We start from the raw sequence: 23,347 nt of genomic DNA, 5'->3' as shown, positions 1-23,347 counted from the left end.
ATTAAACATGAAATTTTCAGCCAGCAAGGAAAACCATCTGAAAGCCATCTTTCACCTGCAGCTTGAGCAGGGGATCGTCACCACCAATGCGTTGGCTGCGGCTTTACAGACCCGTCCCGCCTCGGTCACGGACATGCTGAAGAAGCTGAAGGACCAGAAGCTGCTGCTGTATGAGCGATACAAAGGCTTCCGGCTCAACAACGAAGGGAAAAAAGCCGCCATTCAGGTGATCCGCAAACACCGTCTATGGGAGTATTTCCTGGTAAAGAAATTGCAGTTCGGCTGGGACGAAGTGCATGAGATCGCAGAAGAGCTGGAGCACATCAGCAGCAAGAAGCTGGTAGATCGCCTGGATGCTTTTTTAGGTTTTCCCGACACCGATCCGCATGGGGATCCTATTCCCGACAGCCAGGGCCGGTTTCTTCAAAGGCGGCAGATCAGTCTGTCGGAGCTTCCCCTGAACAAGCCTGCACAAGTGTCTGCTATTTCCAGCCAGACGACAGAGATGCTGGAGCTGCTCCAGCACAAACATATCCAGCTGGGCACCAGGCTGGAAATACGCAAGAAGTTCCCTTTTGACAATTCACTCGAAGTGAAAATACGCAATCGGCCGCCGGTGACGCTCAGCGCCCAGGTAGCCAAAAATGTCCTGGTAAAAGATGATGAATAGATTTTCCAAAGATGTTAGTCTCAGCGAGGTACACGGCAGCGTAGATACTACGGCGAAAGGCCCCTGGTGGAGGCAAATATTTGTTTTCTTCGGCCCGGCTTACCTGGTGAGCGTGGGATATATGGATCCCGGCAACTGGGCTACCGACCTGGCGGGGGGAAGCAAGTTTGGCTATTCCCTGATCTGGGTCCTGCTGATGAGCAATGGAATGGCCATCCTGTTACAGAACCTGTCGGCCCGGCTTGGCATCGTCAGGGGAAGGGACCTGGCCCAGGCCAACCGGGAAGTTTATCCGGGGTATGTCAATATTGCCCTCTATGTCCTGGCAGAGATCGCTATTGCTGCCTGCGATCTGGCGGAAGTGCTGGGTATGGCCATCGGTATCCAACTGCTGACGGGCCTTCCGCTGGTATACGGCGTCAGCATTACCGTCCTGGACACTTTCCTCCTGCTGTTCCTGCAAAAACTGGGGATGCGAAGGATGGAAGCATTTATCATTGGACTAATAAGTGTGGTGGGGCTTTCTTTTCTCGTGGAGATCCTGCTGGCCAAACCCGCCCTGAAGGAGATCGCTACCGGCTTTGTCCCCACCCTGCGGGGGAAAGAGGCACTGTACATCGCCATCGGTATCATCGGGGCTACGGTAATGCCTCATAATCTCTACCTCCATTCGGCCCTTGTTCAGACGCGCAAGATACAACCCGGGGAAGAGCACGTACGGAAGGCACTAAAAATCAATTTCTTAGACAGCGCAATCGCCCTCAACCTGGCTTTTTTCGTCAACGCAGCCATACTGATATTGGCAGCCACCGTTTTTTTTAAAACAGGCAAGACGGATGTAGCATCCATTAAAGAAGCCTATCGCCTTCTGCCGATGCTGGGGACCGACATTGCTCCCAAACTGTTTGCCATTGCGCTCATTGCCGCCGGGCAGAGTTCTACCATTACGGGCACCCTGGCAGGACAGATCGTGATGGAGGGCTATTTGCAGCTGCGGATCAATCCCTGGCTCAGACGCCTGCTGACCCGGTTGCTGGCCATTATACCCGCCGTTGCCGTCATCCTGGTGATGGGGGAAGAGGCCGTGGACAGCTTGTTGGTATTCAGCCAGGTCATCCTCAGCATACAGCTGGGATTCGCCATTATCCCCCTCATCCATTTCGTCAGCGATAAGGGCACCATGGGAAATTTCGTCATCAGCCCAGTTATCAAAACCCTCGCCTGGATGGTAGCATCCGTTCTGGTGTATCTCAATGTCAAGCTGGTGGTGGAAGAGGCCAGTCCCCTCTTTGCCGAGGCGGGACACCTGCTTTCAAAAGCCGGTATCATAGCCGGCAGCATTGTGGCGGCGCTATTACTGGCATACGTCTTTTTCCATCCCTGGTTAACGCGCCAGCCGCGAAAAGCGCCCGCACTGCCGCACCCTCAGTCCGGCCCCCTGACGGACTGGATCCCTCCTGCCTTCCGGTATATCGCCATTGCATTGGACTTCAGCGCCCACGATGAAAAGCTCCTGGCGTATGCCCTCGCCCAGGGAGGAAAGGACTGCGAATATCTGCTGATCCACGTGGTGGAAAGCGCTTCAGCCCGCATGCTGGGAAAGGAAAGCGATGATCTGGAGACAAGAAAGGACCAGGAACGGCTGGATCACTACCGGGAAGTGCTGATACAGAAAGGCTATCATAGCCGGACAAGCCTGGGATTCCGGCATCGCAGCCGGGAGATCGCACGCATCGTAAAAGAGCAAAAGGCCGACATGCTGGTGATCGGCGCCCATGGTCATCGCGGCCTCCAGGACTTCATCTATGGAGAAACGGTGGATGCTGTCAGGCACGCCTTGAAGATCCCCGTGCTTATTGTGAACCTTTGATCAGCTACAAGCTGCAAGCGACAAGCCTCAAGCAGGACTTATTAAAACCAGGCTCACAGCTAGTAGCTCACAGCTTGCAGCTTGCAGCTATTTCTTCGGGCGCATCAAATGTTTCAGCCTGCTGAAGGTCTCTGGCTTGATATTGAGATAGCTGGCAAGGTGTTTCTGAGGCACACGTTGCAACATATGAGAATGGGTTTTTATATAATCCAGGAACCGTTCCCTGGTGCTCTTTCGTAGCTGGTCGAAAAAGTGAAGGTCCTTTTTGACGAAGAGGTCCGTCACGATCAGCCTGCCCAACCGCTCGATCCTGGGAAACTGGTCATACAGCTGTTCCAGGCTGTCATAACTGATGGAAAGGAAGACCGTGGGTTCAATGGTCTCCACAACAGCATTGGAAGGGGTCCGATAAAAAAAAGAAAGCTCCGAATGGATGATATGACCTTCCACCGCCAGCTGGATAGTCTGTTCCCCACCCTTCACCGGCAGGTATTTACGGACCAGTCCCCGGGCAATGATGTTGAAATAACGTTCTATCTCCCCTTCCCTGGTGACCCTCACTTTTTTGTCGTATTCGCGGATCTCGATATAGGGCAGCATGAGCTGGAATTCCGCCTTGGAAAGGGGAAGGTAACTGGAGAGGTAATGATGTAATCCATCCAGGGCTGTCTTATAAGAGGACTTCTGTTTGCCCATCTATGTCAGTCAAATTTTTTTTCAAGCGCTGCGGTCCGCGGCCGCAAATGCTTCAGGCGGCTAAATGTCTCTGGCTTCATGTTGAGATAGGATGCCAGGAACTTTTGCGGGACCCGCCGCATCAGGTCCGCGTTGTTTTGTACAAAATGCAGGAACCTTTCCCTGGTGTCCAATCGCAGGCATTCATGCTCCCATTCTTCCCGTTGCAGGAACAGATGGGTAATGGCAATGCGTCCCAGCCTTTCGATCCGCGGGCTATGCTCATACAGCTTTTCCAACTGCTGCCGGGTGATGGAAAGAAAGGTGGATGGCTCCAGGGTCTCTACTATATAAGGGGACGGCGTTCCGGATAAAAAGGATGCCGAAGAGTTGACAAGCTCCCCTTCCCTTGCGATCTGGGTAATGACCTCTGTTTTACCTTTGTAGAAATATTTTCGGGCAAGCCCTTTCACGATGAAATTGAGATAATTCTCCACTTCCCCGGCGTTGATCAACAGCTCTTTCTTATCGAAATTCCGGATCACCAGCGTATCGGCAAGCAAGGCAAACTCCTCACTAGTCAGCGATACAAAGCCCGAAATATATTGTCTTAATGTATCTAACATCCGAAAAAGATATGAGAAGCAAACATACAAAAAAACCATGGGTCCGGGCGTGGGTAGAAATACGCGAATCACGCACCGCTGGTACAGGTCCGGGCAGGGTTAAATTTCAAAAAAAACACGATCACGATGGCTCATTTTGACTCAATTCTTGTAGGTTTGCTCTCTTTTGTATATAAAATAAGTAGAAATATGGCCAAAAAAATCAAAGTTGCAAACCCTGTGGTGGAGTTAGATGGGGATGAAATGACCCGTATTATCTGGAAGTTCATTAAGGACAAATTAATTCTGCCCTACCTGGACGTGGATATCAAATATTTTGACCTCGGTGTGGAATATCGTGACCAGACAAATGACCAGGTGACCATCGATGCCGCAGAGGCCATCAAAAAATACGGCGTAGGTATCAAATGCGCCACCATTACGCCCGATGAGGCGCGCGTCAAAGAATTTTCCCTGAAGCAAATGTGGAAAAGCCCCAACGGAACTATCAGGAACATCCTGGACGGCACCGTGTTCCGCGAGCCCATCGTAATGAAGAACGTTCCCCGGCTGGTGACCAACTGGACGGCCCCTATCATCGTGGGACGTCACGCGTTCGGTGATCAATACCGCGCCACCGACACAGTGATCAAGGGCAAGGGCAAGCTGACAATGACCTTTACGCCGGAAGACGGCAGCGCTCCCCAGACATTTGAAGTCTTCAATTTCAAAGGGGACGGCGTCGCGCTGAGCATGTATAATACGGACGAGTCGATCAGGGGTTTTGCCCGCAGCTGTTTCAATATGGCGCTGAGTAAGAAATGGCCCTTGTACCTCTCCACCAAAAATACCATCCTGAAGAAATATGACGGCCGCTTTAAGGATATCTTCCAGGATATCTATGAAAAGGAGTTTATCCAATCCTTCAAGGAAGCCGGCATTGTTTATGAGCATCGTCTCATCGATGACATGGTAGCCAGCGCCCTCAAATGGAACGGGAATTTCGTATGGGCCTGTAAGAACTATGATGGGGATGTACAAAGCGACTCCGTTGCCCAGGGCTTCGGCTCGCTGGGCCTCATGACCTCTGTGCTCATCACGCCTGACGGCAAGATCATGGAGGCGGAAGCAGCCCATGGCACTGTGACCCGTCACTACCGGGATCACCAGGCCGGCAAACCCACTTCTACCAATCCTATCGCTTCCATTTTCGCCTGGACAAGGGGATTGGCCTTCCGTGGCAAGCTGGATGGCAACCAGGACCTGATCAACTTTGCGGATGCGCTGGAAGCGGTGTGTATCGAGACCGTAGAGAGCGGCGCGATGACGAAGGACCTGGCAGTATGCGTACACGGTAATAAGGTCGAACATGGCAAGCATTTCCTCTACACGGAGGAGTTCCTGGACGCAATAGACCAGAATTTACAAAAGAAGCTGAAATAGTTTACAACGAATTGTAGTTCCGGAAAGCCTCGCTCCTCAAAACGGCGAGGCTTCTTGTTTTCCCGTGCCTGAGCAGCATTTGCAGGCTGGGCTCCTGCGTTCCGCGTTCCAGGGCGGCAGCAGTGAAGATGGCGCAGAGGGGTTGGAAGAAAGTGCTTTCCTGGTAAGCGTAAAATTCGTAGCCTCCGGCGCCGTAGGAGGCAATGAGATGACCAATAGTGGGTCCATCCACGTCCAGCATATCGCAGGCAAGCAGGAGCAGGTCTGTACCAGGGAATTGCTCATGTACGCTGAGCAGGCCTTTCAGCGGACCGGAGACAGGCACATTATCCGTCACCAGCGCCGCGGCCGGGACAAAAGCCGAATAAGCGTCCACCTGGGAAGCATTAATGGAAAAGACGACGGGAAGATGGAAGGGAGACAGCTTGTCCGCCATATGACGTGCCCAGGGAACACCCTCCCTGAGCATAAGCCCTTTGTCGCGGCCCATACGACTGCTGTTGCCGCCGCATAGTATGACACCCATGAGCCTATCCATGTGATCTATCGGAATGTCCCAGGCTTTTTTCCGGGCAGGCCTTATCCCGCACCAATTGTTTCAGTTCTTTAATCTCAGGGAACCGGCCTTCTCTTTTCCTGTCAAAAAGCACCTCTCCTTCAACATAAATGACAAAGGAGCCGGCGCGGTCCGAAGGCTGGAGGCTTACTGCACGCAGCTCTTCCGTGAACGTGGTCAACAGCTCCTGGGCCATATAAGCGGCACGGAGCAGCCATCCGCATTTGGGGCAATATTCGATGGTGATGTTCGGTTTCAGTTGCATTAGCAATTACAGTTATTCCCCCATTGATGAGAGCCGTCGTGGAAATATTCGCATTTCCAGATAGGCACCTCATGCTTGATCCTGTCGATGATATGCCGGTTGGCCTCATACGCCTCCCGCCGGTGGGCAGCGGCAGTGATCACCACTACAGCCGATTCACCGATGGCCAGTCTCCCTACCCGGTGTTGTGCAATGGCCGATTGCAGGGACCATTTCGCCGTGGCCTCCGCGAGTATGGCATGGATCATTTTGACGGCCAGGGGTTGATAGGCCTCATACTCCAGGTGGTCCACTGCCCTACCCTTGTTATGATCCCGCACTTCACCGCTGAACAGGACGACGGCCCCTGCCGCCGGGTGATGGGCGCGACGAAGCAGCTCCACCATGTCCAGTGGCGCAGCGGAGATAACCTGAAAAACCTCCAAAGGAGGCTGGATAGCCTCCGAAGAAGACTGGCTAACCTCCACTGGCGGGAGGGATGATGATGACCGTATCATTTTCCTTCAATTTATAATCGTTGTCTATGAAACCTTCCTCTACGGCAAAACGGCAGCTGTTCAGGAGCAGCTCCGCCTGGTCATTCAGCTGCACCAGGTGGCGTTTAAGCTCATCCGTATTATGCGCGACGGTTGCCAGCTCGAACTCCGATGAGAAGTAATCTTTCAGTGTGGCATATACGTGGATCTTCATAATAATGTTTTAATATTGCCTAGCCCCCAATATACAGCATGCTCAGATCGCTGCCCGTAAATCGTAACGCCTGTTTCTGCAGAAGCGCCTGCTGTAATTTTTCCACCCATTTTGTTTCGTCTTCCATATTGTCCAGTTGTATAGGGTGATTGCTGCTGAGACAACCGTATATATGGCCGCTGCTGTCCAGCCTGAGTCTGTCACAGTCCCTGCAAAAAGGCTCCGTCTCGTTGGCGATGACCCCAAACTGATGGCCTTCGTCCGTTCGCCAATAGCTGGCGGTAGCCGCTCCGGCCCTACCCAGGGAGCTGAACGAGTGGCGGGCGGCAATGACGGATAGTATATCCTTTTGAGAAAACAGGTATTTTTCTGCCTGGTCGTGGAGGTGTCCCATGGCCATCACTTCCAGGTAACGGATGCTGCAACGACGGGAGAAGGCGAAATCCAGTAACGGCAGGATCTGTCCGTCATTGATGCCGCGCATGATGACGGAATTGATCTTGACATCCAGGCCGGCTTCCAGGGCCGCATCAATACCGCGGATGACCCGCTCAGCGGAGTGACGCCGGCTCATCTTGTAAAAGACATCTTCGTCCACGGCATCCAGGGACACATTGACGGATGCCATGCCGGCCTCCTTCATAGGAATGGCCAGCCGCTCCAAAAGAAACCCATTGGTGGTCAGCTTGATGGCCGGTATACCCAGATCATGAATGCCCCGGATGAGCGCTGTCAGTCCCGGATATAATAGAGGTTCTCCTCCCGTGAGACGGATGGTGCCGAGTTCCAGCTGCCCGTGCAGACGTCCGATGATCTCCAGCAAGGCGGGCACGGAAAGCAAATCCTTCTTTCCTCCGGCATTAGCAGCTTTCACGATATCTTCACCCGCCACGCAGTACACGCAGCCCAGGTTGCAATGGTTGAGCAGACTTACCCTCAACGTCCTGAACGTTCTCCCATATTGATCCTGAATGACTGCCATATACCCAAAGTTACGATTGTCAGCCCTTAATAAAGGCAGTTTTTTCGATGAGACGGAAATCGGATTTCCCGCTGCCGCAGACGGGACAGGCATAGTCCGGGGCTACTTGTGCGAAAGGCCGGCCGGCAGGTTCTCCCGCCGCCGGGTCGCCGTATTGCTCGTCATATACCGTGAGGCAATGCCGGCATTGAAAAACGGGAGATCCACCCACTGCAGGCGAAGATGTCGTACCGCCTGCCCCGGAAAGAGAGTTGTGCAATGGGGCCGGTTCTTTCCTGCTCTGCTGCTCGTAAAATGATTTGCAGAGGGAAACAAGATAGACGAACAGGTTCTCTTTTTCCAGACCTTCCCTGTAAAGGATATATTCCTTTGAATTGGCATTGAAATCAGGCGTATGTAAAATATCGTAGCGGTCCAGCACTTTCCGCTGATCGGAGCGCCCAACTTCCTGTTTGCGAATGATGACAGACCCCGAAAGACCTGACCTGGGCCGGGTCTTAATGGCAAAGCACAAGCCTTCCGTACGGACATCTTCCAGGTCGAACTGACGGACCAGGTAGCGTTTCAGCCGCAGCCCCTCTTCATTCAGATCTTCCACCTGCCAGTTCAGCTCGTTGCTGGCATGCCGGAGATTGATACGGTATTTCCCCATCACATATTCCCAAAGATTTTTGTCCTTTTCCTCGATACCCTTGATGATCAGGGATTTCCACGGCGTCGTATACAATTGCCCGACGCGGGTCTCCAGGCAGACCAGGCAAATGTCCTTCAGGAAAGGCACGGGGAATAACTCCTCCCTCCGGTAGATTCCCAACCAGGTCTTGTTACCCCATTGAGAAAAGCCCTCATAATAAGGAAGATCAAAAGAGGGGCTCTGCAGCGCCGATCGCACCGGCTGCGTAGCAAAGGGTCCCTTGTGCTGCATGGCCGCATACAACCCGTCAATAGAAGGAACTGATCCGTGCAGGATAGCCTCTTCAATGAAACGGCTGATACGGGGTATGTCCTGCGAGCAGATGAGGTCCTTCCAGGGCTGGATATGTGTCGCCTGTGGCCAACGTACGTAGAGATACCAATAGTTGCCGATGTCCGAGCTGATAAAATTGATATTGCCCGTGAAGAAAGGCACGAAAGACTGGTTGCGCTCCACCAGATTGACCTTCAAACGGGGTTTGTAATCGAATGCTCCTAGAATATCCCTGTACAAGCCTTCGCTGACCCAGCTTTGTGTAGTGAAGATCCCCCCCGTGACATAGGAGCTGACGATATTGGGGTACCGTTCTTCATTTGCCTCGAAAGCGACGCCCGCCTGCTGCAGCTCCTGTAAAAATGCCGGTCCGTATTTATCCGTCACCTTGCAGAAAAGTTGTTGTCTCGTGCCCAGCTGCATGTTGACAACCCGGGCCCGCTCTGCCGCCGACACGATGGCATACAGCTCTCCCGCAGCGACAATGCCGCCGGAAAGATTGATCTTGACGATATAGTTCTTACGAAACATGGATATTCATCTCCTGCAATTTCCTTTCCAATATCTTTTTCACTTCCGGACGGCAGGACCCGCACCCCGTGCCTGCTCCTGTAGCCATGGCAAGCTGTGACAACTCTGTACAGCCGGATGCGATCTTATTTTCAATATTACCGCTGCCGACATTGTTGCAGCTGCAGACCAGTCTGCCCAGCACCGGCTCCATTTTTCCTCCGCTGCGTAAAAGGCCGAGGCGTTTCTCATTCAGCTCGATCCGCCCGTCGATCAACTCCTTAAATTCAAGGAACTCATCCTTGTCCCCGATGAGGATCGCCCCTACCAGGCGATCCTGGTGAACGATGCATTTCTTGTAGTATCGGCGGGCGCGATCGATAAATACGATCTCTTCATATTCGTGTTCGTTGGGCCTGTCGGGAATACCTATGCTGCAGAGATCAAAGCCATGGATCTTAATGATGCTCATGAGCGTGCTGCCCTTGTAATAATCGCTGATATCTCCGTTAAGGTACCGGGCGAATATGCCAGCCTGCTGCTCTGCGGCCGCGGTGAAGCCATATAGCATCCCGTTGAACTCGGCGATCTCGCCGACGGAATAGATGTCCGGGTCGCTGGTCTGCAGGTACTCGTTCACGATGACGCCCCGCTGGCAATGCAGCCCTGCCGCCATGGCCAGCTCGATGTTGGGAATAGTGCCGATGGCAAAGATCAGGGCATCGCAATCGATCATCCTGCCGCTTTTAAGACGTATGCCCGTCAACCGCGGATGCCCATAGAACAGCTGTACTTCATCATTATAGTATATCTCACAGCCCTGGTCGATCATCTCCTCATGCAACAGCTGGCTGCCCAGGACATCCAGCTGGCGATCCAGGAACCGGGAGGTGCGGTGCACAATGGAGACCTGCCTTCCTATCTCCCGCAGGGAAGCCGCCATCTCCAATCCCAGCAACCCTCCTCCTGCGATGACCACATGCCCCCCCGGGGGTACCAGCTCTTTAAAGCGATCGGCATCCGTGCGGCTGCGCATGGTGAAAATGCCTTCCAGGGACGGAACATTCTTCGGAAGCGCGGCCCTGCTGCCTGTGGCCAGCATCAGCTTGTCATAATACGTTTTTATGCCCCTGGAGTCCACCACATATTTCTCTTCCCGGTGGATCGACTCTATACTAACGCCTCTATGTAACCGTATGTGATATTCGGGCTCTTCCTCATCCGTCATCTTGATCAGCTGCTCCCAGCTTTGTGTGCCGCTGATGTAATCCGGAAGCTGCACGCGGTTGTAAAAAGGGAAGTCCTCCTTGCTGAAGATGACGATCTCGTCTTCTTTATTCAACGTACGGTAGGACTGGACGAACCCAAATGCGCCTGCGCCGGCCCCGATGACGACGATCCTTTCCTTTCTTTTTTTATACCGCTCCACGTGGACGGCGCAGTATTTGAAATCCGGCTCTTTGGACACGGGGTCCACCAGGTTATGGGTGAGGTTATTGGCTCTGTTGAGGTCATTGCCCACGATCTTCCCCCAATGCATGGGCAGGAATACCACTCCTTTCCGGATGGCGGCGGAAAACCGGGCTTTTACCCGCACTTCGCCACGCCTGGATCGTACCAGCACTACGTCATTATCGGCAATGTGCAGGGCACGGGCGTCTTCCGGGTGTATTTCCAAAAAAGCCTGTGCGATATGCTGCTTTAATTTATTGACCTTTCCTGTCTTGGTCATCGTATGCCACTGATCACGGATACGGCCCGTGGTGAGTATCAGGGGGAAATCAGCGTCCGGCGTCTCACTGGAAAGTGTATCCGCTACCCCATGGAAGATGGCACGGCCGGAGGGGGTGGAAAACCGATGGTCGGAAAAGGGGGCAGGTACGACCTGCGGCGCATCTCCCGCCGGGCGCGGCCACTGCACCGACCTTTCCGCGCGCAGCACGTCATGGCTAAGACCACTGATATCGACGGAAGTGCCGGTCGTCAGCCGCGCATACTCTCGGTAAATAGCCGCACTATCCTGGAAGTCAAAGCCCGGGTAGCCCATTTTCCGGGCCAGGCGGCAAATGATGGCCGCATCCGGGAGCGCCTCGCCGGGAGGGTCCACGATCTTATGGAGATAGCTGATCCGCCTTTCGGAATTGGTCATGGTGCCGTCCTTCTCCGCCCAGCCGGCCGCGGGCAGGACGAGGTCGGCGAAAGCCAGGGTCTCGGGCTTATTGCTGATGTCCTGCACCACGACAAACTTTGCTTTTCTGAGGGCAGCTTCCGCCTGCCGCACATCGGGAAGGCTTACCAGGGGATTCGTACCGAGTATCCAGATGGCTTTCAGGCGGCCCTGCTCCAGGGCTTCGAATAGCTCCGTAGCCGTCAGCCCGGGCGTAGGGGAGATGGCGGCGCCTCCCCAGAATTGCTGCATCTTTTCCCTGTGCGCCGGATTGGCAAGGTCCAGGTGGGCCGGCAGCAGGTTGGCCAGACCTCCCACCTCACGGCCGCCCATGGCGTTGGGTTGACCGGTGAGGGAAAATGGCCCTGCACCGGGCTTGCCGATGTGTCCTGTCGCCAGGTGAAGGTTGATCAGGGAAAGGATCTTATCCACTCCGCTCGCGCTTTGGTTCAGCCCCATGGTCCACATGCTGATAAATCCTTTGGCATCGGCGATGTAGCCGGCGGCCTGGTATATCTTTTCTTCGGGTATTCCACATAGCAAGGCGGCCTCGGCCACTGTTCGCTGGAAGGCGGCCTGCTGGTAGGCGGTAAACCCTTCCGTATGATCCCGGATGAAGGCAGGATCGATGGCCCCCTGTTCGATCAATATCCTGCCGATGGCATGGTGTAAGGTAATATCCGTGCCCGGGCGGATAGGCAAATAACAATCCGCCAGTGCGGCTGTATCTGTCTGCCGTGGGTCGGATACGATGATCTTCACATGGGGGTTGGCAGCCTTTTGCGCCTCGACCCTTCTCCAGAGGATGGGATGACACCAGGCGGGGTTGGCGCCGGTGACAAAAAAGCAATCCGCCCGTTCGATGTCGGAATAGTTCACCGGGACACTGTCCTCGCCCAGGGCCTTCTTATAGGCGGCGACGGCGCTGCTCATACACAGGCGGGAATTGCTGTCGACATTATTGGTACCGATGAACCCTTTCATCAGCTTGTTGATGACATAGTACTCTTCTGTCAGGCATTGGCCGGAAATATAGAAGGCTACGGAGTCCGGTCCGTATTTTTCGATCATTGTCCTGAACACCGCGGCAGCCCGGTCCAGCGCCGTGTCCCAGCTTACCCTTTGCAGCGGCATCTGCCTGTTGGGGCGCATTTGCGGGTGCAGGAGCCGGTCGCTCCGGTCGTTGACCGTATAATGCAGGTTGAGTCCTTTGCTGCATAGCATGCCCTTGTTGACAGGATATGCGGCATCGCCCTGCACGGTGATATTCCCTTTCTTATCTTTATGCACGGTCACACCGCAGCCTACGCCGCAGTAACAACAAGTAGTGGAAAAGGATGTGCCTCTTTGTTTCATGAAAATGCCGTTTCTACCCTGGCTAATTCTCCGGAAGGCGCTGCTGCGCTTCGGAAGCGGGTGGCCAGGATCACCAGGGATACGATTATAACGGCGATGCCTATGTAGGTAAAAGCCTGTACGTAGCTGATGGATTCCGACTTGAAGAGAAATCCGAAAAGCATGCCGCCCAGGTTACCGCCTGCGCCTACGACGCCGCTGATAAGCCCGATGTTCTTTTCATTGATGAACGGTACAATACCATAAGTCGCCCCATTAGCCATCTTCAGAAAGAGGGCGAAGGACAGCATAAAGGCGATGGCCAGCGCAAAAGTTCCGGCAGAAGCGAAGGCGATGAGGCCTATGCCTTCCAGCAGCAGCACGCCGGCCAACAGGAAACCTTTACCCTGGAGCCCCCAGCGGCCCCCTATCCTGTCGGACACGATACCTCCCAGGGCGCGCGCAAACAGGTTCATAAATCCGAATATACCGGCCCAGAAACCCGCACTGCTTTGAGACAGCTTAAAAGAATCCACAAAGTGGAGAGAGGCAACGTTGTCGAAAGTGATCTCCATGCCAAAGCAGCAGCCATAGGCTAGCGTAAGGGCCCAAACTCTCCAGTCGGCCAGGGCGGACCAGTCGGTCTTGCCTGCGGATGCGCTGCGGCCGATGTCTTTAAAATTGCCGGCAGGCGTGTCCTTCGTATAGCGGTGATAGAGAAAGGCGATGATGAGCATCATCAGGCCCGGAACGATCATAGCATAGCGCCAGGCTTCATGCTTGGTATAACCAAAGCCGACGATAGCTGCGAATATCAGGGGCATCACCATGTTGGTCACGCCGCCGCCCAGGTTACCCCACCCGCCCGTAATGGCGTTGGCCGTGCCCTTGATCCTGGAAGCAAACATCATAGACGTATGGAATTGAGTGATGACGAAGGAGGCGCCGATAATGCCGATGGCAAAACGGAAGATGAGGAAGGTGGTGTAATCTTTCGCCAATCCTACGAAGAACACGGGTATGGAACCCACCAGCAGCAGCCGTACCGCCGTCTTGCGCGGTCCCCAGCTATCGCAAAGCCTGCCGATGATCAATCTCGCCAAAATGGTGGAAGAGACGGATGCGATAATGATATTTCCTACCTGTGCCTTGGACAACCCCAGGTCGGTGCGGACCGTCGGCATAAGCGGAGCCAGGCCGAACCATCCGAAGAAGCATACGAAGAACATCAGCCATGTAACATGAAAAGTACGCATTTGTATACTTCCCAGCGAAAAAAGCCGGATGGAATTCAGGGGTTGGTTAGTTGTCGGAGTAGTCATCGGAATAATTTTATAGATGGAGGTATCTTGTTATTTGCTGAAAAAGTCGGGGCGGATATTCACCTGCAGGTAGGCCCAGCTGGCATTCAGGCGGGCGGCGCCAGGGGTGATGCCTTTGGCATATTCCATGCTGTGCGTGGCGGCCATCCAGGATGCTCCCAGCTCCAGGTTGGTGATCTTATTCAGGCCATAGCTGAAGGTGGCGTCCACTTCGCTGCCCAGGTACCTGGAAAGCACATTGCCCTTCGCATCCTTCTGATCGTTTGCCAGCCCGAAATAATGATAGGCCAGCTCCGCGCTGAACCTTTTCCCGGGCGAAGTGTACTTCCCTTTCAGGAAAGGATTGTTCAGGCCTGCGGCAGGTGAGCCGGAGGCTGCATAGAAATAGTCCATGGCCCCCCAGAATTTATGAGGCGTGCCATACAACGGGTCGAAGCCGCCGGCCACATAATCCCAGCCGGCCGTCCATGAAAGGGTCTGCCTCGCATATGCAATGGATAACGTAGTGGTGTAAGCGCCAAGGCTGATACCGTCCTTGTTTTTGCCCATCTGGTAGTAGTAGCCGGCCTGCAGGGTCCATGCTTTTTGCGCGTCCAGCTGGCTGGTCAGCAGCGCGCCGGCGGTGAGGCGGGCATTCACCCCACTGTGGGAAAAGCGGCGGCCATATATAAAGCCGGTGTCCGCGCCGGCGATATTGCGCACAGAGTCGAGGCTGTATTTTCCAAATTCGTCGGCAAACGCCAGACCTGCGATCCGGGTGCTGCTGAATTTTTTAGCCAGGTAGAGGAACTGCATGGATTTATAATCCTGGTTCATCCCATTGGTACCGGCAGCGCTGGCCAGCAGCGGAGTACCCGTCCTGGCGCTGAGACCGGCCGCATTTGCCAGGGGTACCAGTCCTGCGGGCGTGGGGGCCAGGTTCCCTTTACTGTCTTTCACATAAGCAGGGAGGTTTGCCGGCGTATAGTAGGTGCCGTTATAACCCACCGCGTCCGAATTCTGATTGAATGCCGCCCCCAGGTCTGCCTGCCAGCCTTTGTGCAGCAATTTAAATACGACGGCGTCATGGCGTCTTGCCTGTTGCAGCCAGTCAAGGTTGCCTAATAGCCGTTGGTCGTCGTAGACCAGTTCCTGGCGCCCGATCTTGATGCTGAAATACTCGACGGCGCTTTTGGGCAGGGCGCTATCCTTTACATTGGCCAGGATAATGTCTGCCCATGCTTCGTGGAGGCTGAGCCGGTTGCCGTCGGCATTGTTGATGGTGGAGGCATCGGCGCCCCATACCCTCACATCCTGTAAAGAAACCTGGAAGATCACTCTCGGGGAGCGATAATTGAAATTGAGGCGAGCCCGTTGGGAGGTGAAGAAAGCCGGTGTGTTTCCTTTCGTCTCCAGGGTGCCATAGCCGTCACGAACTTCGGTGCGGGTGCGCAGCTGTCCTGTCAGAGAAAATTGGGCCCGTCCGGAGAAGGGTTTTCCCAAAAATGCCAGGAGTACAGATGCGACGATGAAATCTCTCTTTTTCATCATAAATTTGTTTTGGTTTAAAATGAGCCATCATTTTATCCTTCAAGCCTCGGATAGACTGAACCTCTTCCGGGGCTTTATTTATATACCGGTAAGTGCCGGTATTCCACACGGCAGGCAATCGTAGACGGGGAGAGCGATCGTAGACGGGAGCAGCTTTTAAACATATTAAATTAAATTACATTTAATATATATCGGCTGTCTAAAAATTATTAATCTATAAAAACATTACTTGTATCATAAAAATAAGATATTTATGTTCTATTTCCATCATTTTGGAGTCAAACTAACATATATTTATTTATTTAATGTAGCGAATAGTAGGTAATCAACCCTACTTTTACGCCGGCAAAATCGCAAAGCTCTGGACATGAAGAAAATTAATCATACCTGTGATCTGAAAAGCTGCTTTCTGTGCAAAAGATGTCTTCCCGAATGGCTGCCTGCCGTCGATGCCAATAGAAAAACGTTCCATTATAAGAAAGGGGAATTGATCTTCGAAGAGGGGGAAGCCGTAAAAGGCATTTATTTCGTGTATAGCGGGAAGGTAAAAGTGCATAAAAAATGGGGAGAAGAAAAAGAGCTGATCATACGGTTTGCTCAAAAAGGGGATATTCTCGGGCACCGTGGTCTGGGGCACAATGTGTATTACCCTATTTCGGCCACCGCCATCGAGCCTGTGCAGGTGTGCTATATCGACCTGAATTTTTTCCAGTCTGCCTTAAAGGTGAATTACGAATTCATTTACCAGCTCCTGTTATTCTTCGCAGATGAGTTGCAGGAGTCAGAGCGGAAGATGCGGAACCTGGCCCATATGCAGGTGAAGGGGCGTATTGCCCAGGCGCTGCTCGCGCTGCAGGATAAGTTTGGCGTCACCGCGAATGGCTTCATCGACGTATCCCTCAGCCGCCAGGACCTGGCTTCTTTTGCAGGCACTACCTATGAAACGGTCTTTCGCATCATCAATGAGTTCACGGAAGAACAGCTGATCCGAACGGAAGGTAAGAGCATCGCCCTGATGGATGCCCACAAACTGAAGGAGCTTACCCGCGAATCGGAAGGTCAGAGCCAAAAATCGATCACAGACTAAAATACATTACGGGGGTTTCCGCGGCCAGGTCCGGACGCTCTGCCGGATGGAGGGCCAATGCATTGGCTTGCATGCCCAGGCGGATATCTCCGGAGCCATTCAGCGAAACAAGCTGCAGATGGGCTGGTTCTCCGTGTATGCGTACCGGGAAGAATTCATCCAGCGGCGTCTGCTTCTTTTTAAAGCTGCCGAGGGGCAGGCTCAGCGGGGACGGAAGGGGCAGGCCAAAACAAGCCTGTAAATAAGGCTGGATCAGCAATATAAAACCTACCAGACAGGAAAATGGATTGCCTGGCAAGGCAAAGACCATGGTATTTTCAGCCGTTGTCCCGCACCAGACGGGCTTGCCCGGTTTGATAGCCATTTTGTGAAAGAGGCAATGTACGCCCGAAGCCTCCAGCATTTCGGGGACGTAATCCGCATCGCCTGCGGAAACGCCGCCACAAAGAACAACGACATCGGCCCGGAGCGCTTTTTCCAGCATCGCTTTGAGGGATGCCTTGTCGTCGGGTGCGTGCTGATAGCACCAGGGGTCGATCTGCCATTTTTTTAAAAGAGATTGCAGCAGCCAGCGGTTGCTGTTCCGTATCTGGGCCGGTCCCACCGGCGCCTCTACGGGTACTACTTCATTTCCTGTGGTAACGATGGCTATCCGCGGCAGCCGTGCGACCGCCAGCTCATTTTGTCCAAGGGATGCCAGTAGTCCCACAATGGACGGTTCGCAAATACAGGGCTGGTCGATGACGATCCCGCCCTGGGAGAGGTCTTCTCCCTGCCGGGCAATATTGAGGAACGGGCGGTCGGGGATCCGCTGCACCAGTGCGGTGCGGTCCCTTTCTTCCGTGTCTTCCCTTCGTATGACCACATTGGCTGCGGCAGGCACAGGAGCGCCTGTCATGATCTTGTAGCAGGCGCCTGGCGGAAGGTCCCTGGTGGCGGCGGCGCCGGCGAAAACAGTCTCGACTACCTGGAATTCAAGGATGCCTTTCTGGAGATCTTCCCAGCGCATCGCATATCCATCCATGGAAGCGCGGTTGAAAGGGGGATAATCCCGGTCGGCGCGTATTACGGTGCTCAGCACACGTCCCTGAGCCTGGTCCAGGGAAATGATATCCGTCCCGAACGTATGGGCTTTCGCTCTCACCACTGCCTGGGCTTCCTTATAACTTATCATGATCAGTGCCCTCCTCCTTTCATCATCTTACGCGCGTGGAAGACGGCAGGCAGGATGGCTTCCAGCGATTCCCGGGCGCCATCGCTGCTGCCCGGAAGCGTGACGATGAGCGTTTGGGCGATGGAGCCGGCCACGGCCCTGCTCATCATGGCCATGGGTGTGCGCATCTGGCCGTAAGCCCGCATGGCTTCTGTGATGCCCTCGGCGTCTCTTTCCAGGATCTCCCTCACCGCGCCGACTGTATTGTCACGGGGACCAAGCCCTGTCCCACCTGTGGTAAAAATAAATTGTATGTCCTCCGCCACCCATTGCCGTATCTTCTCCTGGATGCGTAACTTTTCATCAGGCACGACATCGTAATATTTCACCTGTGCATTTGCCAGGCCCAGCATCTCCTGTATGATCTTTCCGCTTTTATCCTCTCTTTTGCCTGCTGCCGTGGAGTCGGAGCATACCAGCACAGCGCAGGAAGGGGGTGTGGCAAAGTACCTTTCCCTGTCGCTCTTGCCTCCTTTTTTTTCCAGCAAACGGATGTGGCCGATCTCCAGTTCCTTGTCCACCGGCTTGAGCATGTCATAGATCTCCAGGGCCGCGACGGATACCCCCATCAATATTTCCATTTCGATGCCGGTGCGCCCGATGCTGCGGGCCTGTCCCCTGATTAGGATACCCGTACGGGTGAAAACAGGGGCATCCAGCAGTTCGCCGTGGACCAGACTGTCCAGGAACTCAAACTGCATGTCCATGCCGTCAATAGACACAGGATGGCAATGCGGTAATAATTGCGGCGTGTTTTTGGCGCCAAGAAAGGCGGCAGCCCGGGCCACATCGAAGAGATTGCCCTTCGGCAGCTGGTCATTGCGGATGAGATCGATGGTGGCGGGAGCACAAAAGAGGACGCCCATGGCGTCGGCGGTGCGGAGAGTGATCTGTTTGTGGGAGATGTCGCGCATGTCCTGGTTTATGCGCAAATATACACCTTCCCATCCTTTACCTTCACCGGATAAGTCCTGATCTTATACTCATCTCCGCTTAAGCACTCCCCCGTCACCAGCGAAAACGTTTTTTTATGAAATGGACAAGCCACCTTGGGCTCGCATTGTTCGCCCGTGCTGCCTGTCATTCCACGGGACAGGGCCATTTGTTGTTTGTGGGGACACCTGTTCTCCGTCGCATACCATTGATTGCGCCGGGAAAAATTAAAGATCGCTATCTGCTCGTCCCCAAAGCTGACGCAGGCCCCGCCATCGGACGGCACGTCCTCTACCTGGCAGGCCAGCCTCCATTTTGCATTTGATTCCATGTGAGAAAAATTATAAGATGATATTTACCACTCTTTTGCTTTTATCTGCCCCCGCATACTGTCGAATGCCACGGTAGGGTCCTTTTTCCGGGGGGCATTCACAAAGTGGACAAAGCGTTGCCGGAGGGCCGGGTTATCCACTACTTCCTTCCACTCGCATTTGTAACTATCCACGAGCGCCTGCATCTCCTCCTCCCATTGCGCAGCCATGCCAAGACTGTCCTCAACGACCACGTTCTTCAGATAGGACATACCGCCGTCCATTTTATTCAGCCAGGTGGCTGTGCGCGTCAGCGGGTCGGCCGTCTGTATATAGAACATCAGGAACCGGTCCAGCAGGCGGACGACCGTGGCCTGGTCGATGTCGGTCGCCAGCAGCTGTGCGTGCTGGGGTTTGGAGCCGCCGTTGCCGCAGACATACAGGTTCCATCCTTTCTCCGTCGCGATGATGCCGAAATCCTTACTCTGCGCCTCGGCACATTCCCTGATACAGCCGCTGACGCCCCCCTTGATCTTATGGGGAGCCCGGATACCCCTGTACCTTTCCTCGACTTCGATGGCGAAGCTGACGCTGTCATGAAGGCCAAAGCGACACCAGGTGCTGCCGACGCAGCTCTTCACTGTTCGTAAGGCCTTGCCGTAGGCATGTCCGCTTTCAAACCCTGCCGCGATCAGCTCTTCCCAGATATCGGGCAAGTCGCTTACATGCGCGCCGAAGAGGTCGATGCGCTGACCGCCTGTGATCTTGGTATAGAGATGGTACTTTTTGGCGACTTTTCCCAGTACGATGAGCTTTTCGGGGGTGATCTCCCCGCCCGGGATGCGGGGCACAACTGAATAGGTGCCGCCTTTCTGGATATTGGCGAGATAACGGTCGTTGCTGTCCTGGATGACCGCCTGTTGCTGAATATTGTCGTTCCAGCAGCTGGCCAGTATGCTGGCGACCGCCGGCTTGCATACCTCGCAACCATCGCCCTTCCCCCAGCGGCCCAGCACTTCGTCGTAGGTCCTCACGTCATGCAGCTTTATCAGGTGCAGCAGCTCCTGCCGGGACTGGTCGAAATGCTCGCAGATCACATTACGGATATAACGGCCATTGGCTTTTAGTTCGCCGGCAATGAGGTCCTTCACCAGGGGCACACAACCGCCGCAGCCCGTACCTGCTTTGGTGCATTTCTTCATGCCATCGATGGTTTCGATGCCTTTTTCCGACACTGCCTGACAGATGGCGGCTTTGGTGACGGATTCGCAGGAACAGATCAGGGCATCGTCCGGCAGGTCCATCACACCAGCGCCGGATCCGGCGCCGCCCCGGCTCCCAAGGATCAGGTCTTCCGGGTCCGGGGGCAGGGGCAATCGGTTATTGACGGTCTGTAATAACATATTATAGGCAGCGGCGTCCCCAATGAGAATGCCTCCCAGCAGACGTGTCCCATCACCCGTAATATTGATGCGTTTATAGATGCCCTTGTGCCTGTCTTCGAATACAATGGTCCTGCTGTCCGGCTCGCCGACGAAAGCGTCCCCGAAACTGGCCACATCCACGCCGATCAGCTTCAACTTGGTGCTCATATCAAAGCCGGTGAACGTTTTGTGCCCTCCGGCCAGATTGGCTGCCACCACATCCGCCATTTCATAGCCCGGCGCCACCAGACCATAGACCATGCCCGCTACCAGGGCGCATTCCCCGATGGCGAAGATCTGCGGGTCGCTGGTCTGCATTTTCTCATTCACCAGGATGCCGCCCCGGGTGCCTACCTGGAGACCGGCCAGCCGCGCCAGCTCATCACGGGGACGGATACCCGCGGAAATGACCAGCATATCCAGGTCCAGCGAAGTATCGTCCGCAAACCGCAGGGATTTGACCCTACCCTCGCCTTCCACGGCAAGAGTAGTCTTGTTGAGGTGGAGCTGCAATCCTAATTTTTTGAGCCGCGCCTCCAGTATATGACTACCGGCGCTGTCTATCTGCCGGGGCATGAGGCGGGATGCAAATTCGATGACATGGGGATGGGAGATTCCCAGGTCCAGCAATGCCTTGGCGGCTTCCAGCCCCAGGAGGCCGCCCCCCATCACGGCTCCGTTGCGGGCCTCCCTCGCATAGGCCCTGATAAGGTCGAGGTCCTCGATCGTGCGGTAAACGAACACACCTTGCTTCTCAATACCGGGAATGTCCGGTACAAAGGCGGCAGAGCCGGTGGCCAGCACCAGGAAATCATAAGGCTGGATAATGCCTTTTCGCGAGTGAATGACCTTTGCCGTCCTGTCGATCTCCCTGACAGGATCGCCTACATGCAACACGATGTCTTGTTCTGCATCAAACCAGCCCGCCATGGAAAGACTCAGGTCATTGGCCGACTTGCCATTGAAATACTCGCTCAGGTGCACCCGGTCATAGGCAGGCCTGGGCTCTTCGCCAAAGACGACGATCTGGAAGGAAGGCGAGGCCGCCATCAATTTCTCACAAAACTTATGGCCCACCATGCCATTGCCGATGACAACCACCACGGGTTTGTTGGAGCTGCTCATATGATCATTTTTAAGGGGAATCCCCAGGTTGGATGGCAGGCAAACGTTAGCAGTCAGTGCAAGTATTATCTATTTTCACATGTAATACTTCCATACAATTATATGACTTTTTTTGCAAATAAATATTATTTATATAATAAAATAATTGCCACGACTGGATTTTTTGCCTAATTTGTATGATATATATCATATGCACATTATTTATAATAATAATCCGGAATTGATTGTAGTAGGCGCCGGTCCAGGCGACCCGGAGCTGATCACGCTAAAAGCCTACCGGATCTTAAAGGAAGCGCCGGTCATATTATATGACAATCTCGCCAACACTGCCTTGCTGGACTGGGCGCATCCCGACTGTGAAAAAATTTATGTAGGCAAGCTGCCTTATGGCGCTTATACGCCCCAGGAGACCATCCATACTTTAATAAAGGAGAAAGCATTTGCCGCCGGAAGGGTGATCCGCCTGAAGGGCGGAGATCCGTTTATTTTTGGCCGGGGTTTCGAGGAGATCGTCTTTGCCCGCCAGCATGGGATTGCCGTATCATATATACCGGGAGTCAGCAGCATGCAGGCGGCTGGTCTTTCAGCCATCCCCCTTACACACCGGCATGTCAGCGAGAGCATCTGGATCATCACCGGTACAAAAAAGGACGGTGATCTCTCAGCCGATCTGGCATTGGCCATGAAGAGCAAAGCCACTGTAGTGATCTATATGGGAATGAAAAAATTAAAGGAGATAGCAGCCCTTTATGAGGCGGCGGGCCTGGGAGCAATGCCTGCGGCTATTATAAGGCAGGCATCCCTGCCTGAAGAAAAAATGGCCCGGGGAGTCGTCCGGCAACTACCGGAACTGGCGTCTATCCATCAGCTGACGCACCCTTCGATCATCGTCATAGGGCCTGTCGTAGCGCTGGGCATGGATATAAAAATGCAGGCCATCAGCCATCCTGCGGATGCCAATGGCCTGCAACAACTAAAAGTTATTTAAACGCCTTTGCATCGGCCAGGAACTTAGCCAGCCCGATATCCGTCAACGGATGTTTTAACAGGCCCAGGATGGGTTCCAGGGGAGAAGTGATCACATCTGCACCCGCTTCGGCACATTTTACGATATGGAGCGCACTGCGGATAGAAGCGGCCAGGATCTCCGTTTCGTAGCCCTGCACTGCATATATCTGTGCGATCTGGGCAATGAGCTCTACACCATCCCAGTTGCTGTCGTCGATGCGGCCGATGAAGGGAGAAACATAGTTAGCACCTGCCTTGGCGGCCAGGATTGCCTGACCGGCGGAGAACACCAAAGTACAATTGGTCTTAATGCCATTATCGGAGAACCATTTCAATGCCTTGATACCGTCCTTGATCATCGGCACCTTCACCACGATGTTGGGGTGAATAGCATGCAGCTTCTTTCCTTCTTCTACGATCTCTTTGAATTCAGTGGACACCACTTCTGCGCTTACATCCCCATTTACCATCTCTGCGATCGTCTTGTAATGGTTGGTTACGGCCGCCTCGCCCTTGATGCCTACTTTGGCCATGAGGGAAGGATTGGTGGTTACGCCATCTAAAATGCCTAGGTCATTTGCTTCTTTGATCTGTGCCAGGTCGGCAGTGTCAATAAAAAACTTCATGGTATTAAATTTATCTTTTATCGGAGCAGTGGG

Annotated in this window: 21 protein-coding genes; 5 read left to right on the top strand and 16 right to left on the bottom strand. The window is 53.9% G+C overall.

Translation table 11 applies throughout. The annotated features are described in order from the left end of the window. The first annotated feature begins 7 nt into the window (after positions 1–7). Together Q4E93_RS11650 and Q4E93_RS11645 are read left to right on the top strand one after the other, a co-directional pair. Positions 8–670 carry a metal-dependent transcriptional regulator gene (locus Q4E93_RS11650; protein WP_303585333.1) on the top strand — a complete coding sequence of 221 codons (663 nt, stop codon included), beginning with the start codon at positions 8–10 and terminating at the stop codon, positions 668–670. Further along, positions 660–2,540: an Nramp family divalent metal transporter gene (locus Q4E93_RS11645; protein WP_303585332.1), complete on the top strand. Its 1,881-nt coding sequence runs from the start codon at positions 660–662 to the stop codon at positions 2,538–2,540. The genes Q4E93_RS11650 and Q4E93_RS11645 overlap by 11 nt, the downstream gene beginning before the upstream one ends. Before the next feature lie 87 nt (positions 2,541–2,627). Here Q4E93_RS11645 and Q4E93_RS11640 read toward each other — a convergent pair whose 3' ends face one another. Beyond that, positions 2,628–3,236 carry a Crp/Fnr family transcriptional regulator gene (locus Q4E93_RS11640; protein ID WP_303585331.1) on the bottom strand — a complete coding sequence of 203 codons (609 nt, stop codon included), beginning with the start codon at positions 3,234–3,236 and terminating at the stop codon, positions 2,628–2,630. A 5-nt stretch (positions 3,237–3,241) separates the two neighbouring features. Further along, on the bottom strand, positions 3,242–3,841 hold the full coding sequence (locus Q4E93_RS11635; RefSeq protein WP_303585330.1) for a Crp/Fnr family transcriptional regulator: 600 nt from the start codon (positions 3,839–3,841) through the stop codon (positions 3,242–3,244). A 189-nt stretch (positions 3,842–4,030) separates the two neighbouring features. Between Q4E93_RS11635 and Q4E93_RS11630 the strand changes: the two genes are divergently transcribed. Then, on the top strand, positions 4,031–5,263 hold the full coding sequence (locus Q4E93_RS11630) for an isocitrate dehydrogenase (NADP(+)) (protein WP_303585329.1): 1,233 nt from the start codon (positions 4,031–4,033) through the stop codon (positions 5,261–5,263). A gap of 1 nt (position 5,264) precedes the next feature. Here the strand turns inward: Q4E93_RS11630 and mobA are convergent, their stop codons facing one another. From mobA to Q4E93_RS11585, 9 genes are read right to left on the bottom strand one after another with little or no spacing between them, the layout of a single operon-like run. After that, a complete protein-coding gene (mobA, locus tag Q4E93_RS11625) occupies positions 5,265–5,789 on the bottom strand; it encodes a molybdenum cofactor guanylyltransferase (protein WP_303585328.1) in 525 nt (174 codons plus the stop codon). 4 nt (positions 5,790–5,793) lie between these two features. Then, positions 5,794–6,084, bottom strand: a complete 291-nt coding sequence (locus Q4E93_RS11620; RefSeq protein WP_303585327.1) for an Rdx family protein — start codon at positions 6,082–6,084, stop codon at positions 5,794–5,796. Beyond that, positions 6,084–6,581 carry a molybdenum cofactor biosynthesis protein MoaE gene (locus Q4E93_RS11615; RefSeq protein WP_303585326.1) on the bottom strand — a complete coding sequence of 166 codons (498 nt, stop codon included), beginning with the start codon at positions 6,579–6,581 and terminating at the stop codon, positions 6,084–6,086. The genes Q4E93_RS11620 and Q4E93_RS11615 overlap by 1 nt, the downstream gene beginning before the upstream one ends. Beyond that, the gene (locus tag Q4E93_RS11610; RefSeq protein ID WP_303585325.1) at positions 6,541–6,774 is read right to left on the bottom strand and encodes a MoaD/ThiS family protein; all 234 of its coding nucleotides are present in this window, start codon (positions 6,772–6,774) and stop codon (positions 6,541–6,543) included. Before Q4E93_RS11610 ends, Q4E93_RS11615 begins: the two co-directional genes overlap by 41 nt. Positions 6,775–6,793: 19 nt before the next feature. Then, the gene (locus Q4E93_RS11605; protein ID WP_303585324.1) at positions 6,794–7,756 is read right to left on the bottom strand and encodes a GTP 3',8-cyclase MoaA; all 963 of its coding nucleotides are present in this window, start codon (positions 7,754–7,756) and stop codon (positions 6,794–6,796) included. Positions 7,757–7,775: 19 nt separating this feature from the next. Beyond that, positions 7,776–9,254, bottom strand: coding sequence for a rubredoxin (locus tag Q4E93_RS11600; RefSeq protein WP_303585323.1), 1,479 nt, complete (start codon positions 9,252–9,254; stop codon positions 7,776–7,778). Then, positions 9,244–12,756, bottom strand: coding sequence for a nitrate reductase (locus Q4E93_RS11595; RefSeq protein ID WP_303585322.1), 3,513 nt, complete (start codon positions 12,754–12,756; stop codon positions 9,244–9,246). Before Q4E93_RS11595 ends, Q4E93_RS11600 begins: the two co-directional genes overlap by 11 nt. Beyond that, positions 12,753–14,057: a NarK family nitrate/nitrite MFS transporter gene (locus tag Q4E93_RS11590; RefSeq protein WP_303585321.1), complete on the bottom strand. Its 1,305-nt coding sequence runs from the start codon at positions 14,055–14,057 to the stop codon at positions 12,753–12,755. The genes Q4E93_RS11595 and Q4E93_RS11590 overlap by 4 nt, the downstream gene beginning before the upstream one ends. Before the next feature lie 30 nt (positions 14,058–14,087). Continuing rightward, on the bottom strand, positions 14,088–15,587 hold the full coding sequence (locus Q4E93_RS11585) for an alginate export family protein (protein ID WP_303585320.1): 1,500 nt from the start codon (positions 15,585–15,587) through the stop codon (positions 14,088–14,090). Positions 15,588–15,954: 367 nt separating this feature from the next. On the opposite strand from Q4E93_RS11585, the gene Q4E93_RS11580 reads away from it, so the two are divergent. Further along, on the top strand, positions 15,955–16,674 hold the full coding sequence (locus Q4E93_RS11580) for a Crp/Fnr family transcriptional regulator (protein ID WP_303585319.1): 720 nt from the start codon (positions 15,955–15,957) through the stop codon (positions 16,672–16,674). Here the strand turns inward: Q4E93_RS11580 and Q4E93_RS11575 are convergent. From Q4E93_RS11575 to nirB, 4 genes are read right to left on the bottom strand one after another with little or no spacing between them, the layout of a single operon-like run. Next, the gene (locus Q4E93_RS11575; RefSeq protein WP_303585318.1) at positions 16,664–17,848 is read right to left on the bottom strand and encodes a molybdopterin molybdotransferase MoeA; all 1,185 of its coding nucleotides are present in this window, start codon (positions 17,846–17,848) and stop codon (positions 16,664–16,666) included. The two genes, Q4E93_RS11580 and Q4E93_RS11575, sit on opposite strands and share 11 nt — an antisense overlap. 2 nt (positions 17,849–17,850) lie before the next feature. Continuing rightward, on the bottom strand, positions 17,851–18,801 hold the full coding sequence (gene moaCB / locus Q4E93_RS11570; RefSeq protein WP_303585317.1) for a bifunctional molybdenum cofactor biosynthesis protein MoaC/MoaB: 951 nt from the start codon (positions 18,799–18,801) through the stop codon (positions 17,851–17,853). Positions 18,802–18,809: 8 nt separating this feature from the next. Then, positions 18,810–19,151 carry a nitrite reductase small subunit NirD gene (gene nirD, locus Q4E93_RS11565; RefSeq protein WP_303585316.1) on the bottom strand — a complete coding sequence of 114 codons (342 nt, stop codon included), beginning with the start codon at positions 19,149–19,151 and terminating at the stop codon, positions 18,810–18,812. A gap of 24 nt (positions 19,152–19,175) precedes the next feature. After that, positions 19,176–21,680 (bottom strand): nitrite reductase large subunit NirB, encoded by a 2,505-nt coding sequence (gene nirB, locus Q4E93_RS11560; protein ID WP_303585315.1) that lies wholly within the window; start codon positions 21,678–21,680, stop codon positions 19,176–19,178. 190 nt (positions 21,681–21,870) lie between these two features. Between nirB and cobA the strand changes: the two genes are divergently transcribed. Beyond that, positions 21,871–22,668, top strand: coding sequence for a uroporphyrinogen-III C-methyltransferase (gene cobA / locus Q4E93_RS11555; RefSeq protein WP_303585314.1), 798 nt, complete (start codon positions 21,871–21,873; stop codon positions 22,666–22,668). On the opposite strand, the gene fsa is transcribed toward cobA, so the two are convergent. After that, a complete protein-coding gene (fsa, locus tag Q4E93_RS11550) occupies positions 22,661–23,314 on the bottom strand; it encodes a fructose-6-phosphate aldolase (RefSeq protein WP_303585313.1) in 654 nt (217 codons plus the stop codon). The genes cobA and fsa overlap by 8 nt on opposite strands. Positions 23,315–23,347: the final 33 nt, after the last annotated feature.

The sequence above is a fragment of the Flavitalea plasmicola genome, assembly GCF_030546645.1.
GTDB lineage: Bacteria > Bacteroidota > Bacteroidia > Chitinophagales > Chitinophagaceae > Puia.
This window is presented reverse-complemented; position numbering and strand designations above follow the sequence as displayed.